Source organism: Ralstonia nicotianae, from assembly GCF_018243235.1.
Taxonomy (GTDB): Bacteria; Pseudomonadota; Gammaproteobacteria; order Burkholderiales; family Burkholderiaceae; genus Ralstonia; species Ralstonia nicotianae.
Genome location: NZ_CP046675.1, coordinates 1,377,328 through 1,394,251, shown reverse-complemented (window position 1 = coordinate 1,394,251; position 16,924 = coordinate 1,377,328). Strand labels below are relative to the sequence as shown.

11 protein-coding genes and 4 pseudogenes are annotated in these 16,924 nt (G+C 65.8%); 6 read left to right on the top strand and 9 right to left on the bottom strand.

Translation table 11 applies throughout. The features are described from left to right. The first annotated feature begins 65 nt into the window (after positions 1–65). Positions 66–959, top strand: a complete 894-nt coding sequence (locus GO999_RS22080; RefSeq protein ID WP_011004883.1) for a DMT family transporter — start codon at positions 66–68, stop codon at positions 957–959. Positions 960–1,059: 100 nt separating this feature from the next. Beyond that, positions 1,060–2,100 (top strand): LacI family DNA-binding transcriptional regulator, encoded by a 1,041-nt coding sequence (locus GO999_RS22075; protein ID WP_016726476.1) that lies wholly within the window; start codon positions 1,060–1,062, stop codon positions 2,098–2,100. A 37-nt stretch (positions 2,101–2,137) separates the two neighbouring features. On the opposite strand, the gene GO999_RS22070 is transcribed toward GO999_RS22075, so the two are convergent. From GO999_RS22070 to GO999_RS22050, 5 genes are all read right to left on the bottom strand, one after another. After that, on the bottom strand, positions 2,138–3,055 hold the full coding sequence (locus GO999_RS22070; protein WP_029240580.1) for an NAD-dependent epimerase/dehydratase family protein: 918 nt from the start codon (positions 3,053–3,055) through the stop codon (positions 2,138–2,140). Positions 3,056–3,181: 126 nt separating this feature from the next. Beyond that, positions 3,182–4,378 (bottom strand): sugar ABC transporter permease, encoded by a 1,197-nt coding sequence (locus GO999_RS22065; protein WP_064478206.1) that lies wholly within the window; start codon positions 4,376–4,378, stop codon positions 3,182–3,184. 5 nt (positions 4,379–4,383) lie between these two features. Continuing rightward, entirely contained in the window at positions 4,384–5,928 is a 1,545-nt protein-coding gene (locus tag GO999_RS22060; protein WP_019719806.1) for a xylose ABC transporter ATP-binding protein, read from the bottom strand. 37 nt (positions 5,929–5,965) lie between these two features. Further along, positions 5,966–6,985, bottom strand: coding sequence for a D-xylose ABC transporter substrate-binding protein (xylF, locus tag GO999_RS22055; RefSeq protein WP_011004878.1), 1,020 nt, complete (start codon positions 6,983–6,985; stop codon positions 5,966–5,968). Positions 6,986–7,059: 74 nt separating this feature from the next. Then, positions 7,060–8,430: a carbohydrate porin gene (locus tag GO999_RS22050; RefSeq protein WP_111375120.1), complete on the bottom strand. Its 1,371-nt coding sequence runs from the start codon at positions 8,428–8,430 to the stop codon at positions 7,060–7,062. A gap of 353 nt (positions 8,431–8,783) precedes the next feature. On the opposite strand from GO999_RS22050, the pseudogene cynS reads away from it, so the two are divergent. The 3 pseudogenes from cynS to GO999_RS24885 form a co-directional block, all read left to right on the top strand. After that, positions 8,784–9,204 (top strand): annotated as a pseudogene (gene cynS, locus GO999_RS22045) (cyanase). 146 nt (positions 9,205–9,350) lie between these two features. Further along, positions 9,351–9,492 (top strand): annotated as a pseudogene (locus GO999_RS25135) (transposase); the annotation flags it as partial. A gap of 42 nt (positions 9,493–9,534) precedes the next feature. Continuing rightward, a pseudogene (locus tag GO999_RS24885) lies at positions 9,535–9,943 on the top strand (DDE-type integrase/transposase/recombinase); the annotation flags it as partial. 73 nt (positions 9,944–10,016) lie between these two features. Here the strand turns inward: GO999_RS24885 and GO999_RS22030 are convergent. The 4 genes and pseudogenes from GO999_RS22030 to GO999_RS22015 all read right to left on the bottom strand — a co-directional run bounded on the left by GO999_RS22030 (position 10,017) and on the right by GO999_RS22015 (position 13,314). Further along, entirely contained in the window at positions 10,017–10,508 is a 492-nt protein-coding gene (locus GO999_RS22030; protein WP_248172344.1) for a GNAT family N-acetyltransferase, read from the bottom strand. Further along, complete coding sequence (locus GO999_RS22025; RefSeq protein ID WP_016722246.1) at positions 10,456–10,809, bottom strand: type II toxin-antitoxin system TacA family antitoxin; 354 nt, start codon at positions 10,807–10,809, stop codon at positions 10,456–10,458. Before GO999_RS22025 ends, GO999_RS22030 begins: the two co-directional genes overlap by 53 nt. Before the next feature lie 224 nt (positions 10,810–11,033). After that, positions 11,034–11,923, bottom strand: a pseudogene (locus GO999_RS22020) (IS3 family transposase). A gap of 125 nt (positions 11,924–12,048) precedes the next feature. Continuing rightward, on the bottom strand, positions 12,049–13,314 hold the full coding sequence (locus GO999_RS22015; protein ID WP_211906874.1) for an EAL domain-containing protein: 1,266 nt from the start codon (positions 13,312–13,314) through the stop codon (positions 12,049–12,051). A gap of 248 nt (positions 13,315–13,562) precedes the next feature. Between GO999_RS22015 and GO999_RS22010 the strand changes: the two genes are divergently transcribed. Next, a complete protein-coding gene (locus GO999_RS22010) occupies positions 13,563–16,859 on the top strand; it encodes a hybrid sensor histidine kinase/response regulator (RefSeq protein ID WP_071014462.1) in 3,297 nt (1,098 codons plus the stop codon). The last annotated feature ends 65 nt before the right edge of the window (positions 16,860–16,924 follow it).

The following is a 16,924-nucleotide window of genomic DNA, read 5'->3' as shown; positions in this document are numbered from 1 at the left end:
TTGCATTATATGGTCCGAAACCGACAGTCCTACACTGCGACCTTCGATCGCAAACGGAGGCCGTCGTGCCTGTGTTTTACCCCTTGCTGGCGGTACTGGTGTGGGCCGCCAACACCATCGTCTCCAAGGCGGCCGCGGGCGTGCTCGATCCCGCGGCGATTTCGCTCTATCGCTGGGTGATCGCGGCCGCCGTGCTGACGCCGTTCTGGGCGCGGCCGCTGTGGCGCCAGCGCCGGGACGTGCTGCCGTGGCTGCCGCGCCTGTCGGTGCTGGCGCTGCTGGGCCTGGTGATGTACCAGTGCCTGTCGTACTACGCGGCGTACAGCACCAGCGCCACCAACATCGGCGTGATCTGCGCGCTGATCCCGATGCTGGGCCTCATCATCAACGGCGTGGTGTTCCGCCAGCCGGTCGGGGCGCCGGCGGTGGCGGGCATCGCGGTGTCGCTGCTGGGCGTGCTGTACCTGCTGGGGCGGGGGCATCCGGCCAGCCTGTTCGACGGGGGCGTCAATCGGGGCGACGTGCTGGTGCTGATCGGCTCGGCCGCCTATGCGCTGTACAACATCCTCTATCGCCGCTGGGCGCCGCCGTTCGGGCAATGGCTGAACCTGTACCTGCAGGCGCTGCTGGCCGTCGTCATGCTGCTGCCGCTGGCGTTCACCGCGCGGAGCCTGGCGATTCCGCAGCAGGGCATCGGGATGGTGCTGTTCGCGGGCATCGGGGCGTCGATCGTCGCGATGTACTGGTGGATGCTGGGCCTGGCGCGCCTGGGCAGCGAGCGCACCGTGGTGATGATGAATCTGCTGCCGGTTTTCACCGCGCTGATGGCCAGTGCGATGCTGGGCGAGACCATCCACGGCTACCACTGGATCGGCGGCGGGCTGATCCTGCTGGGCGTGAGCCTGGTGCAGGGCATCGTGACCCTGCCGATGGGGCGCGATCGTCTGCGGACTCAGTGATTTCCTGCCTTCGCGGCGAGGCGGATGACGGTAGAATCGAAGCACTGGCGGGCGTCTGCGTACGGCCCGCCGCGTGTTTCAGAACCACATCCGCCAGAGCATGAAGAGGGGCGCCGGAGCCGTTACCGTTGATGATGTTGCCGCGCACGCGGGCGTGTCGATCAAGACCGTCTCGCGTGTGCTGAACCACGAGCCGAACATCAGCGAGAAGACGCGGCAGAAGGTGGTCGAGGCGATGCAGGTGCTCGACTATCGTCCCAACCCCGCCGCGCGGCGGCTGGCCAGCAAGCGCGCCGACATCATCGCGCTGGTCTACGACAACCCCAGCGACAACTACATCGTCAACATCCAGCACGGCGCGCTCGAGGCCTGCCAGGCGCTCGACTACAGCCTGCTGCTGAGTCCCTGCAACTACCGCGATCCGCACCTGGCCGAGCAGATGATCCAGAGCGTGCGCCAGCGCGCGCTGGCCGGGCTGATCCTGACGCCGCCGGTGTCGGATGTGCCGGCGCTGATCCATGCGCTGGACGAGGCCGGCGTGGACTACGTCCGCCTCGCGCCGGCCGATCGCGAGCACAAGGGGCTGTCGGTCCATACGGAAGATCGCGCCGCCGCGCGCGACATGACGCTGCACCTGATCGGCCTGGGCCATCGCCGCATCGGCTTCGTGGTGTGCGACCCGGACCACGGTGCGGCCTATTCGCGCGTGTTCGGCTATCGCGATGCGATGGCGCAGGCCGGCATTGCGGTCGACGAGCGGCTGGTGGAGCAGGGCCAGCATTCGTTCGAGTCGGGCATGGCGTGCGCGGAGCGGCTGCTCGCGCACGAGCCGCGCCCGACCGCCATCTTCGCAGGCAACGACGACATGGCCGCCGGCGTGCTGCGGGTGGCGCAGGCGCACGGCATCCGCGTGCCCGAAGAACTGTCGATCGCCGGCTACGACGATACGCCGCTGTCGCGCCAGCTGTGGCCGAGCCTGACCACCGTGCGCCAGCCCATCCAGGACATGGCCTATGCGGCGGTGGAGCAACTGATCGCCATTCATCGCCCGCACCTGCCGGGCCTGCGGCCTCATTCGGAGCACGAGAGCCTGCAGTACGAACTCGTGATCCGCGATTCCACCTGCCCGCCGCCGCGCTGAGGCGCAAGCGGCGGCGGTGAGCGAGCCGTCTGCGGGCTCAGGCCGGCTGCGTCAGCCGCGCGTAGAGGTCGTCCTGCGGTTCGTAGCCGATCAGCGCGCGGCCGGTTTCCAGGCCCCAGTCCATGCCGCTGTTGTTCGACACGCCGTTGACCACGATGGCGGGCGCGGGCCAGCGCGCCGGATCGGCCGTGACCGCCGCAATGAACAACTGGCGCAGGTCATCGTTGGACAGCCACATGTTGCGGAACCAGCGCAGCGCGATGCGGCTCGCTTCGTCGGGCACCGAGCCGGGCACCGGCGTGTCGGCGGTGCCGGAGTGGTTGATGTCGTTGGGGTCGTTGTCGTCGGGCAGCGCCCAGCCGATGCGCAGCGCCACGACCGAGAGCCGGCCGCCCGACACGGCCGCGACGGCCTTGCACAGCCGCTCGCCCATCGCCTTCGAGGTACCGTAGGCCAGCGAATAGACCTCTTCGATGCCGTTGTGCCAGCGCGTGCCCGGTGCCGGTGCCAGTTCGGCGATGAGCCGGCCGGGGCCGATGGTGCCGGCCAGCGGCTGGTCTTTGTAGGCGCCCATCGCATGGTTGGACGAGGCGAACACAAAGCGGCGCACGCCGCGCGTGGCGGCAGCCTGCAGCACGTTGAGCGTCATCCCATACGAGGCGAGCGCCTGTTCCCACGTCGCGTCGGGCGTGGAGTGGATGGCGGCCAGGTGGATGACGGCATCCACCTCGTCCAGCAGCGCGGTCCACGCGCCGTCCGCCTGCGTGAGGTCGGCGACGACCCAGCGCAGGCGCTGCGCGGCCTGCGGCGAGAACTGCATCGATTGTTCGACCCAGTCGACGCCGATGATCGACGTGCACCATGGCGTGGAGGCGAGCGCTTCGACGACCTTGCGGCCCAGGTTGCCGGCCACGCCGGTGACGAGAATGCGAGCGGGGGTTTGGGAAGCAGCCACGATGTCGGATTCCGTTCGGGAAAAAAGGGATGAAGGGGGCCATCGGCAGCCGGCGCGGGCCGCGCCGCCGTGTCACGCAAACCATCGGGAAGGGCCCATCCGGGCCCGGGGGTACGCGGTGCTACATCAGCCGCGGTTGGAGCCGGACAGCACGTCGATCCACACCGCCAGCACCAGCACGACGCCCTTGACGATCATCTGCCACGAGGCATCGACGTTCATCTGCTGCATGCCGTTGTCGAGGCTGGCCATCACCAGCGCGCCGATCAGCGCACCGTAGACCGTGCCCGAGCCGCCGCGCATCGAGGTGCCGCCGATGAAGCAGGCGGAGATGGCATCGAGCTCACCGCCCACGCCCGCGGAGGGCGAGCCCGCCGCCGAGCGCGCCGTGGTGACGATGCCCGCGAAGGCGCACATCAGGCCCATCAGGACGAACACCAGCAGCTTGACGCGCGCCACGTTCACGCCCGACAGGCGGGTCGCTTCCATGTTGCCGCCCACCGCGTAGACGTGGCGGCCGAACACGGTCTGCGTGGCGACGTAGGAGAACACGCCCAGCATCACCAGCAGGATCAGCACCGGCAGCGGCACGCCGTTGGCCTGATTGAGCACCGCAACGAAGCCGAACGAGGCGGCCGCGATGGCCAGCAGCTTGAGCGCGTCGGCCCACATCGGCGGCAGCGACAGCGACAGGCGCGCGCGCTCGGCACGCCGGCGCAGCGTCAGCACCACCGACAGCGCGACGATGGCGGCGGCCAGGCTCCACGCGAGCCAGGCCGGCACGAAGCTCTGCGCGATGTTGCCCAGGTCGTCGGGCACCGGTGCGATCGTCACGCTGTCGGTGCTCCATTGCAGCAGGCCGCGGAAGGCCAGCATGCCGCCCAGGCCGACGATGAACGAGGGCACGCGCAGCTTGGTGGTGATGAAGCCGTTGGCCGCGCCGATGGCCGCGCCCGCCGCCAGCACCACGCCCACCGAGACCCAGGTGTTCCAGCCGTGGTTGACCGTCAGGATGGCGACCAGCCCGCCCAGCAGGCCGAGCAGCGAGCCGACCGACAGGTCGATCTCCCCGGCGATGATGACGAACACCATGCCGCAGGCCAGCATGCCCGTGACGGACATCTGCAGGAACAGGTTGGAAATGCTGTTCGGCCGCAGGAAGGTGCCGTTGGTCTGGCTCCAGAAGAAGATCCAGATCAGCGCCACGGCCAGCAGCAAGGCCAGCACCTTGTAGCGCACGAAGAGTTGCTGGATGGTGCGGCCATCGAGGCGCGGGCCGCTGCCGCCGTTGCGGGCGAGTTCGGTATGCAGAAGGTTCGACATGGCAATCAGGCAGCGCGAAGCCGCGGTTCAGCATGGATGGCGGCAGCCAGGATGCGTTCCTGGGTCAGGCCCTGGTTGGCGAAGTCGCCGCGCAACTCGCCTTCGCCGATCACCAGGACACGATCGCTCATGCCCAGGATCTCCGGCAGTTCGGAAGAGACCATGATGATCGCCACGCCGCTGGCGGCCAGGTCGGCGATCATCTGGTAGATGTCGTACTTGGAGCCGACGTCCACGCCGCGCGTGGGCTCGTCGAGGATCAGCACCTTGGGGCACGCCAGCACCATCTTGGTCAGCACCGCCTTCTGCTGGTTGCCGCCCGAGAGGCTGGCGATCGACAGCGCGGGGCTGGCGGTCTTGATGCGCAGGCGCTTGATCTCGCGATCGACGGTCATCAGCTCCGCGCCCTTGTCGACGCGCAGGCCGCGCGCGTACTGGGCCAGCGTGGCCAGCGTGATGTTCTCGCCCACGCCCATCAGCGGCACGATGCCGTGGCGCTTGCGGTCTTCGGGCACCAGGCAGATGCCGTGCGCGATGGCCTGGGCGGGCGAATGCACCTTGACGGGCTTGCCTTCGACCAGCACCTGCGCGGAGGAGCGGCCGGGGTAGGCGCCGAACAGCGCGGACACCATCTCCGTGCGTCCCGCACCCACCAGCCCGGCCACGCCGAGGATCTCGCCGCGGCGCACCGAGAAGCTCACGTCGTCGACGCGCTTGCGGTTGGGGTTGGTGACGTCCCAGCAGGTGACGTTGCGCGCTTCCAGCACCACGTCGCCCACGGTGTGCTCGACCTTGGGGAACAGCGAGGTCATCTCGCGGCCGACCATCATCGTGATGATGCCGTTGATGTCCAGCTCGGCGGCCGGGCGCGTGCCGATGTGCTTGCCGTCGCGGATGACGGTGATGGTGTCGCACACGCGCTTGACCTCGTCGAGCTTGTGCGAGATATAGACGCACGCCACGCCGCCGCGCTTGAGGTCTTCGATGATGGACAGCAGCACCTCGATCTCCTTGGCCGACAGCGACGACGTCGGCTCATCGAGGATCAGCAGGCGCGCGTTCTTGGCCAGTGCCTTGGCGATCTCGAACAGCTGCTGGTGGCCGCTGCCGTAGTTCATCACCGGGGCGGCCACGTTCACGTCGGTCAGGCGCAGGCGGGCGAGCAGTTCTTCGGCCTTGCGGTGCATGGCGTCGTAGTCCATGCGCCCGCCCGGCTTGGTGATCTCGTTGCCGAGGAAGATGTTCTCCGCCACCGAGAGCTGCTGCACCAGCATCAGCTCCTGGTGGATGATGACGATGCCCGCGTGCTCGCTGTCGCGCACCGAATGCGCGCGCAGCGGGGTGCCGTCCCACAGGATCTCGCCCTCGTAGGTGCCGTAGGGGTAGACCCCGGACAGCACCTTCATCAGGGTCGATTTGCCGGCGCCGTTCTCGCCGCACAGGCCGACGCACTCGCCCGGCCGCACGGCCAGGCTGACGCCGTCGAGCGCGCGCACGCCGGAGAATGCCTTGACGATGCTGCGCATCTCGAACAGGGTGCTGTTGTCCATGGCCTACCTCCTACTTCAACTGCAATGAAAGCGGCGCTTACTTGCCGTAGATCTGCTGGTGCGTGTAGAAGCCGTCCTTGATCACGACGTCCAGGTTGTCCTTGGTCAGCATGGTCGGCGTCAGCAGGATGGTGTCGACGTCCTTCTTGCCGTTGTTCAGCTTGGTGTTGAACTTGGGCGACGTGCCCTTGACCAGCTCGACGGCCATCTCGGCGGCGGTGTTGGCGATCTGCTTGATCGGCTTGTAGACCGTCACGGCCTGCGTGCCTTCGGCCACGCGGCGCACGCCGGCCAGGTCGGCGTCCTGGCCCGACACCGGCACCTTGCCCGCCAGCTTCTGGCCCGCCAGCGCCTGGATCGCGCCGCCGGCCGTGCCGTCGTTGGAGGCGACGATGCCCTGGATGTTGTTGCTGTTGGCGGTCAGCGCGTTCTCGACGATGCTCTGCGCCTTGGACGGATCCCACTCCGGCGTCCATTGCTGGCCGACGATCTTGATATCGCCCTTGTCGACCAGCGGCTTGAGCACCTTCATCTGGCCGTCGCGCAGCAGGCGGGCGTTGTTGTCGGTGGAGGCGCCGCCGAGCAGGAAGTAGTTGCCCTTGGGCGCCAGCTTGACCACGCCCTGGGCCTGCATCTCGCCCACCTTCTCGTTGTCGAACGACACGTAGCCGTCCACGTCGGCGTTGAGGATCAGGCGGTCGTACGAGACCACCTTGATGCCCTTCTTCTTGGCGCTGGCAATGGCGTTGCCCAGCACCTTGGAGTTGAACGGCACGATCACCAGCACGTCGACGTTCTGGGCGACCAGGTTTTCGATCTGGGCGATCTGCTTGGCTTCGTTGGCGTTGGCCGACTGTACGTTGACGGTGGCGCCCAGCTTCTTGGCGGCGTCGACGAAGTAGTCGCGGTCGTGCGTCCAGCGCTCGACGCGCAGGTCGTCGATCGAGAAGCCGATCACGGGGGCTTCCTTGCTGGCGAACGCCGGGGTGGCGGCCAGGCCACCGGCCAGGGTCAGTGCCGCGGCGGCGGCCAGGGTGTTCAGTACGCGGGAAATCATGAAGGTCTCCTGTGATGCGTAGGGGTCTTGTCGGTGCGTGCTTGCGCTTGCTGCTTGCGATCGGAATCGGAACGTCAGAACGTGATGCCGGACTTCAGGCCGACCACGAACGCATTCTTGTTCTGGCTCGTGCCGCCCGGATGCATGATGTACTGCAGATTAGGACGGAAGTACACAGACGGCACGGGCGACCAGCTGTAATACAGTTCGCTCACGTATTCGTAGCCGTCGCCCGCGATCGTGTTCTGGCCGGTGCGGGCGTTGGTCTGGCGCACGAAGTCGGCGAAGCGGCCGTTGTTGTGCGTTGCACCCACGGCAAAGCCGACCGTGTCGGCGAGGCGGTTGAACGGTCCCTTGTACTGCACGCCCACCGAGATCTGGTGGTCGGTCTGCGCGGTGTTGCGGTCGGCCTGCGAGACGTTCAGGAACACCGTGGCGCCGCGTCCGCCGGCCGTGCCGGTGACCTGCTGCTGCAGGTTGAGATAGGCGCCATATTGACCGTTGCGCGTGCGCGCGTCCAGGCCGGTGATGCCGCGCGGGTTGCCGTTCACGTCCTCATACAGGTCCTTGCCGTCGGACGTGTTGTACCAGACGCCGACCTTGTACGAGCCGGGGCGGCCGCCCAGGTTCGGCAGCCAGCCGAATTCCAGCGGGATCAGCGCGCCGGTGGTGCCGCTCGGGTTGTTCAGCTTCCAGCCGTTGTGGCTTGCCCAGCTGTCGTTCACATAGTTCGGGTTGACCTGGTACACGCCGATCTGCGCGTAAGTCTCTTGCGAGGTGTGGTACTTGATGCGCGTGCCCCACTGGCTGGTCGGCCAGTTGACCCAGTAGCTGCCGACCAGGTTGCCCGGCTGCGAGCCGCAGAAGGTCAGGTTCTGGAAGTCGCACGAGAACGAGAAGAAGTCTTCGCCCACGGTCACGCGGCCGGCCTTGATCTCCAGGCGGTCGTCCAGCAGCTTCTGGTTCAGCCAGAACTGCGTCAGGTGCCAGGTCTGGCCGCGCCCGTAGACTTCCTGGATCAGCATGTTGTTGCCGATGTTGGCGTCCGAACCCAGGTTGCGGCCGTTGCGGTCGGTGACGGTGGCCTGGAACGTGCCGCCCTTCCAGCCCCACAGCTTGTTGAGGTCGAGGGTGGTGCCCATGACCCATTGATCGGTGTAGCGCGTCAGGTGGTCGGTGCCGCCGCTGAAGTTGTGCGCGACTTCGCTGCCGTAGCCTAGGTTGAAGGTCACGCCCTGGTCGGCCAGGCGGGTGCGCAGGCCGCCCCAGTCGCCCAGCAGGTAGGGGCTGGTGGTGACGTCGTAGGCGTGGGCGCTGGCGGCGCAGAGCGCCAGCGCGGCGGCGGCAATGGCCGATGCGCCAAGGCGCCCGGCGGTTTGCTTGACGGCTGCGGCCTGCCGGCGCGCAGGCTTCGATTCGATGCCGAAGCGGCTCTCGAGCTCCATGGACTGTCTCCTGATTTGGACCGGCTGTCGCGTTGCGGCAGGGCGGTGTCGGCGTTTGTTATCGATCGTGCGGCGGGCCGACGGTCGCAAGAATGGGCAAAATTGACAGCGCTGTCAATCTGGGGGTTTGCCCTAATCTCTGGATAGAGATAGGACATGCAAGCCCCGATGTCAGAACGCGATGCGGGGGCACCGGGCGATTGATGCGGCGCGCAAAACCCAGGCGCCGGTGCAAGCCGCCCGGCCGGCGCGGTATCCGGCGATTGGCATCAACCTTGCTCTTGCAGCGCGGCCCCCCGCGCGCCCGGCAGGTGCGCGGGCGCGATCCCTTATCCAACCGAAGGAGCCCGACCATGCGACGCGAAGACGTGACCGACCTGATCGTCCTGCAGAAGATCAAGAAGCAGTTGAGCTGGGCGCGGCTCGCCGAGACGATCGGCCGCAGCAAGGAATGGAGCACCGCCGCGCTGCTCGGCCAGATGACGCTGACCGCAGCGCAGGCCGGTGGGCGAGGCGCTCGACCTGCCCGACGAGGCCGTCGCCCTTCTGCAGGTGGTGCCGTACAAGGGTTCGCTGCCGAGCGCCGTGCCGACCGATCCGCTGATCTATCGCTTCTACGAGCTGGTCAACGTGTACGGCACCACGCTCAAGGCGCTGATCCATGAGGAATTCGGCGACGGCATCATGAGCGCGATCGACTTCAGCATGGACCTGACGCGCGAGCCTGACCCGAAGGGCGACCGGGTGCGGATCGTGATGAGTGGGAAGTTCTAGCAATTTATGTCTGGCGAAACACTAGCCAAAACTCTCGGAGCCCCGTCTTTACAGGCTCGGGAGTTGTGACCCTACACCAGGAAACAGTACCGCAGAGCAGTAGGGAATCCGGCATGATTTTCACGAATTGAAAAGGAAGACATGCCATAAAGACGAGCAAGTTCACCGAAGCGCAGATAGCGTTCGCACTGAAGCAAGCGGAGCTGGGCACGAAGGTCGAGGAGGTGTGCCGCAAGTTGGGGATCAGCGAATTCGGAGCTACGCCGGATGCGGCAACTCGAGGAAGAGAAAGCGACTCGTCGGCATTGCTTGCACGCATCAAAGAGATTGCGGCCACTACGGCTATCACCGTGTGCACGTGATGCAGCAGCGGGAGAGCTGGAAAGACAATCACAAACGCGTCTATCACCTGTATCGAGCGGAAGGCTTGTCGCTGCGGCATAAACGCCCCAAGCGCAACAAGTCGGCGCGGCTACGCCAGCCCAAGAGCACTGTCATGGGCATCAACGAAATCTGGAGCATGGACTTTGTATCCGACGCGTTGCTCGACGGCCAGCGCTTGCGCGCGTTGACCGTGGTGGACAACTACACCAGGGAAAGCCTGGCCATCGAAGTCGGCCAAAGCCTGAAGGGGAAAGACGTTGTGCGAGTGCTCGATGCCGTTGTTGCCCAGCATGGCACGCCTCAAACCATCAAGGTGGACAATGGCACCGAGTTCATCTCGAAGGCGATGGACCGATCGCGAGGCAATCTCATATCGATTGGTCGTCATGGGTTGCTCTCCTTCTGCCCGAGGCCGCTTGGTCAACCAGTCACGCAAGAAGTTGACGAACCGTGTCCAGCGCTAGGACCAGTCGCATGGGCTGGGTCGTGAGCGAAACGAAACCGTATTTCTGATAGAAGCGAACCGCCGGGTCGTCAATGGCGTCCACTACGACGCATCGAACGCCGATGATGTCTGCTGTCTTGAGCGCGGCTTCCAGCGCATGCATCAGGAGGTATTCGCCTAGGCCCTGGCCCTGGTCTTTCTCGTCGACGGCAAGCCGACCCAGGAGCACTGCGGATACTTCTCGAGGAAGCTTCTGGTCCTGCATCCCCTCCGTTTGAATCAACGTGGCACTCAGGGCATAGTAGCCAGCGATCCGCTTCGAATCGCCGGCCCAAATCGCGACATACGTGCGCGACAAATCCTTTTCTTGATGCTGCTTGGCTGTTCTGCGCAGCCAGTCGTTCAACGAACTGTTCCCACAATCAAACGTGTTGCGGTCGTCGTTCGAGGTTAAAGGTCGAATCTGCAGTTCCAAGTTTGGTTTTCCTAAAGCGTTCCATCGCGCGCCGCAGGGCCTCGTTTGGCTTGGCAGGCTCATCGAGTAGCGCAACGAAGCGCCGGGATTGTTCCACTGTCAGCTTGATTGCCTTGATGGTTTCTTCGTGCTCGATAACCTGTTCGGCCGCACGCAGCGCGGACTGCAAAACGAACTGGTTGAGGGTACTACCCGAAAGATCTGCAGCCAGCTGCAGCAACTCTTGCTTGTCTGCACTCAATCGGGCGGTAATACGCCCGCGCGCCGTGGCTTCCGGAGCGCTCTCGTGCTTGATAGCCATTTCCTACCTCGTTGTGTTCCTAGCGGATATCCGCTGGCGCCTCTCGGCGGACAGCCTCATCCGGGTTGTTAGGGCCACCGGCCCACTGAGACGTCATCGACGCCTCCCTTTTCAGGAAGGTCTAGCATAGGGCGACTGGCGCCAAAATGCAACCATCGGTGTCAAAATGGCACATCAAATGTCAATATGTGATCAAAAAGTTACCCTGTGGCCTTACACCGGAATTAGTAACGCCCAGAAGTAGAGATTTCCGGCGTCGTTGAATCGTCCATCGAGGCGCTCTTCCTTGCCTGACGGGCGAATTCGTCGGGTGTCGCCCACTGCAATGCAGAGTGGGGGCGACTTTCGTTATAGTGCCGCCGCCAGTCGGCGATTTTGCTCTGAGCATCCTCCAGGGACAAAAACCAGTGCTCATTCAGGCATTCCTGCCGGAACCGCCCGTTGAAGCTTTCCACCTTGGCATTGTCGGTGGGCGTGCCTGGCCGACTAAAGTCGAGCTCGACGCCGTGCTCGTATGCCCATCGGTCCATCGCCTTCGAGATGAACTCGGTGCCATTGTCCACCTTGATGGTTTGAGGCGTGCCATGCTGGGCAACAACGGCATCGAGCACTCGCACAACGTCTTTCCCCTTCAGGCTTTGGCCGACTTCGATGGCCAGGCTTTCCCTGGTGTAGTTGTCCACCACGGTCAACGCGCGCAAGCGCTGGCCGTCGAACAACGCGTCGGATACAAAGTCCATGCTCCAGATTTCGTTGATGCCCATGACAATGCTCTTGGGCTGGCGTAGCCGCGCCGACTTGTTGCGCTTGGGGCGTTTATGCCGCAGCGACAAGCCTTCCGCTCGATACAGGTGATAGACGCGTTTGTGATTGTCTTTCCAGCTCTCCCGCTGCTGCATCACGTGCACACGGTGATAGCCGTAGCGGCCGCAATCTCTTTGATGCGTGCAAGCAATGCCGACGAGTCGCTTTCTCTTCCTCGAGTTGCCGCATCCGGCGTAGCTCCGAATTCGCTGATCCCCAGCTTGCGGCACACCTCCTCGACCTTCGTGCCCAGCTCCGCTTGCTTCAGTGCGAACGCTATCTGCGCTTCGGTGAACTTGCTCGTCTTCATGGCATGTCTTCCTTTTCAATTCGTGAAAATCATGCCGGATTCCCTACTGCTCTGCGGTACTGCTTCCTGGTGTAGGGTCACAACTCCCGAGCCTGTAAAGACGGGGCTCCGCGGCCGGTGCAGCGCTAGTGGGAAAGGACAGGCGCACGCTGCCTAAACGCATTATTGGACGAAGCCATCGCAAGAGCGCGGAAATCCGCATCCGGCAACGGCCGGCTGAAGTAGTAGCCCTGACCCGCGTCGCACTTCATGCCGCGCATGCGGGCCAGATCGCTTTCCGTCTCGATGCCTTCGGCGATCACGCGCATGCCGAGCCCGTGGGCCATGTCCACCACGGCTTCGAGCATGCGGCAGACGTGCGTGGCCAGGCGGGAGCGCCATACCATGCGGCGATCGATCTTCAGGATATTGAAGGGCGCAAGGCAGAGGCGGCGCAGCGTCGAGGCGCCCGTGCCGAAATCGTCGATCGCGCAGTCGATGCCGTTCAGCCGCCAGTGCGCGACGGCGCCGGCGATGTTGCTGTCGCTGATGCCGGGGGCGCTGTCTTCCGTGACTTCGATCGTGATGCCGGCGCAGGTGCCGGCCGCTGCGTTGATCTGCTGCACGATGGTTTCCGCCCAGGCCGCGGAGACGATGTGCGCGCTCGGGATGTTGATGGAGAGCTTGAGCGGGGTCGGCGTCTTCTGCAAGGACTGGCTGATGTCGGCGGCGGCGCGGATCAGTTGATCGATCAGGTCTTGGCCGAGGCCGAGGTCTTCCAGCGTGGGCAGGAAATGGTCCGGGCCCAGCACGCCCAGATCGGGATGCCGCCAGCGGACCAATCCCTCGGCGCCGAGCAGCACGCCGGTGGCGAGGCAGTACTGCGGCTGGAAGAACACCGAGATCTCGCCGGAGCGATAGGCGCGCAAGATCGCCTGCGCCGAGAACCGCTGCGCAACGGCATCCGGCAGCGCGCCCTCGCGGTGGCGGGCCGAGGGCGCGCCTGCGAGGCAGAGCATGTCGGTGAAGTCGAACAGCCGCAGCGGTTCACCGGCGAAGATGAGCCGCACGTTCTCGCCGTTCCTCAGCCGTGCGTATTCGGAGATCGCGTGCTGGATCCGCCGGTCCGACAGGCCGCTCACGATGATGTATCCGCCGCGGCCGCTGTCGGCCAGCGCGTCGATCAGCTGCAGGATCGGCGTGCCCGGCAGCCAGGAGGAAATGACAAAGAGCTTGAACGGCCGCTCGCGGACCTGCGCGAGCAGGTCGGCGGTAGTGGACACGCTCGATACGGCCGTGATGCCCAGCCGCTGCAGCAGCCGGCTCACGTAGCAGCGCTGCAGTTCGTTCTCGCAGGCGATCAGCGCGTGCTCGATATTGACGAAGGGTGCCTGGGGATTGCCGGTATGCATATGAGGCCTGGTCGATGATGCGAACGGACATGGGTTCGCGGATAATCGACAGTGTGGTGGCCGGCATCCTCCGGGACGATGGCGGTCGGCCCAATGACGCTTGGGCGATCGCCCAAAAGTGTTTCAGGCAGGGACCATCGCAGCGCTGCGTGCCGCCGCCGAGGTGATGCCGATGCCGCGCGCCTCGGCCGGCCGGCGCTTCTCCATGTCCCGTTGTCTTCTTCCCGCCGCTTGCTTCGCACGTTGATATGCCCCAAAGGCTACTGACCAAGACCGGCCGATATTCCAGGCGTGTGCTCTACGGGTGCACGGCCGCGCTGTCCATCGCGATCGTGGGGGCCGTGCTGCTGCTCGGCCGCGGCATCATCGATCAGTACGGCGACAGGCAGGTCGCGCGGTTCGTCAGGACGAGCGGCGAGGTGCGGACCGAGGTGGACGGACTGTCCGCAAGGCTGGCGCAGTTCGCCGATCTCTACGAAGGGGTCTGGAATCTGCGCCAGAACGACGTGGTGCCAACACGGCGCTATGCCGGCAAGCTTGCCGCCGACCGGGGCGCGACCGTGACCGGAGCGGACCTGACCGCCACGCCGGTCACGCTGATCAGCTCGCTCGACAGGCCGGCCGACGGCGCGCGCCTGGCAATGGCGCTGCGGGTGCTGCGCGACGTTTCCGGCGCGCCGCTGATGGATGCGCAGAAGCTGGGCGTGACGCTCGACGGGTTCCTGTACACGCCGGATGCGACGTTTCTGGCGGCCTTTCCGGCGCTGCGTCCGGCCGATCTGCGGAGCGCGCGCGAGCAGGGGCCGCAGCCCTTCATCCGCGAGCGCATCGCCGCCGTGGAGCAGCGCATTGCGTCGTCGGCGCCGGAGGCCGTCCGCGGCCGCCGTCCGCTGTGGTATCCGGCGGACGAGACCAACGGGCATGCCTCGGTATCGCAGCTCATCGTGCCGATGTACCGCGACAACGCGCGCGTTCTAACGATCGCGCTCACGTTGCCGGATGCGCAGTTCACGCGCTTCTTCCTGCGCAAGGAAAGCCGCAGGCCGGGGTTCTTCCTGCTGAGCCAGACCGGCCAGCGGAGCCTGGGCGATCTGCCGGCCGACCTGGAGGAAAGGCGGCTGCTGGACACGGTTCTGGCGAATGCCGACTGGTCGCGGCAGGCCGGCGCCGAGCCGACCACCTTCTACAAGGATGGCGTCTTCTTTGTGAGCCGGCGTATCGCCGGGCCCGACTGGATCGCGGTGTATGCGTATCGATGGCAGGACGTGTGGTCCGACCTCCAGCATGAATTCTTCGCCGGCATGGTCTTCTGCGTGCTGGTGCTCGGGTTGCTGTGGGCCACGGCCGCCTACTTCGATCTGCGTGTGACCCGGCCCCTGCTCAGCGACGCGAAGAAGCTGATCGAAGCCGAGCATTTCAGCAAGGCCATCATCGATACCTTGCCGATCGGGATCGGTGTCTACTCGCCGGAGACCGATTCGATCCTGCTGGAGAACAGCGTGGCGGTTCGCATGCTGGGCAATGTCTCCAACGAGCAGCGGCTGCGCTTCTACCGGCACGTCATGCACGAACGCGATGCCGAGCCGGTGCCGGGCGCACGGCACTCCTTCATCGAGGTGCGATGGGAGCGCGCCGAAGGGCAGAGCAGCTATATCGGCGTGGCGTCGTCATGGACCCGGTTCGGCGGACGCTCGGCCGTCCTCCTCGGGCTGGTGGACATGAACGAGCGCAAGGCCAACGAGATCCTGCTGATGGAGGCGAAGCAGACCGCCGACGAGGCCAACCGGGCCAAGTCGATGTTCCTGGCCATCGTCGGCCACGAGATCCGGACGCCGCTGCACGGCGCGATGGGCCATCTGGAATTGCTGGCGCGCAGCGCGCTCAGCCTGGAGCAGCGGGAATGGGTGGACATGACCAGCCGCTCGTTCGATGCCCTGCTGACACTCGTCAACGATCTGCTCGACTCGACCAAGCTCGAGGCCAACGCGCTGCAGATCAGTCCGGTGCCGATGTGTCCGAACGAAGTGCTCGAACGATGCGCGCGCAGCTTCGGTGCGGCGATTGTTCAGGGCGGTGTCGCCTTCCACTGCATCACCGATCCGGACCTCGACCTCGTCGTCGACGGCGATGACCAGCGCCTGACGCAGATCCTGCAGAACCTGCTGAGCAACGCGGCCAAGTTCACCGAACGGGGCACGATCACGATCGCCTCGCGTTGCCTGAAACGGGAGGACGGGAAGGTCTGGGCACGCTTCGAAGTGGCCGATACCGGCATCGGGATCCCGGCCGCGATGCAGTCGACCATCTTCAATCCGCTGGCGCAGGCCGACGACAGCATCAGCCGGCGCTTTGGCGGTACCGGCCTCGGCCTGTTCCTGTGCCGCAATCTCGCGCATCTGATGGGCGGGCGGATCAGCGTGCGCAGCGAGCCCGGCATCGGCAGCGCGTTCCGTGTGGACCTGCCGTTCGCGCAGAACACGCGGGCGCCGGCGCCCCCGCCCCCGGTGCTGACCGGACTATCGGTCGAACTGCTGTGCCCGGTTTCGCAGTGGCGCGGCATGCTGGCCGAGCGCCTGCGGCGCTGGGGGGCGACCGTCCGGCCGGCGGAGGCTTCGGCCGCCGAGCCGTTGCATATCCGCCTGGCCGTGGAGGCGGACGGCCGCGCATGGCATGCGGCCGACCTGGGCACGGTGCCGCTGCTGGGCACGGTATTCGTCACGGCCAAGGGGCCGCTGCATGCGCACCGCGATGGGCAGAAGATCGAAGTCAGCTCGTTCACGCGCGAAGGGCTGCTGGCCGCGTTGACGGAATTGACCGGCGCCGCCGCGAGACCGGCCGAGACGCCGGTGTCCATGGCCGTCGACGAAGGCCTCGGAGCGGATCTGGATATCCTGGTGGCCGAGGACGATGCGGTCAACCGTACCCTGATCCGGCACCAGCTGGCCGCCTTGGGCTGCCAGCGCGTGCGGGTGGCCGTGGATGGCGTGGAAGCGCTCGAGATGTGGCTCGAGCGGCGCGCGGACCTGGTCATCACCGATCTGGGCATGCCGCGGCTGGACGGCATCGGCCTGCTGCACAAGCTGCGCGAGCTCGACCCGCGGGCGCGCGTGATCGCCACCTCGGCTTCGGTCTCGGCGGAGATCAAGGCCGATGTCGAGCAGTTCTCGAGTCTGCTGCAGAAGCCGGTCTCGCTGGGCGATCTCAGGCGCATCCTGAGGCAGGAGATGCTGTCGCGAACGGCTTCGCCCACGCCGGCCGTGGCCGAACCGGTGCGCGCGGACGCGCTCGATGCCCTGCTGCGCCAGGCCTTCCGCACCGAATGGAACAAGGAGCGCAAATCCATCGAGCAGGCGCTGGCCGGCAAGGACATGGATGCGCTGCGCCGGCGTGTGCACCGGTTGCAGGGTGCGCTGATGGCACTGGGCGCCGACGCACTGGTCGAGGAGCTGCGCGGCCTCCAGGACATCTATTCTCGGGCGGATTGGGCGCTGATCGCCATCCGCTGCCACCAGCTGCTGGCGCACGTGGACGCGTCAGTGGGCTGAAGGCCCATCGGGCGGCCTTCCCGGTCGCGCTGGTGCTCCGCCCCGGGGGATGGCTTGCTCCGGAG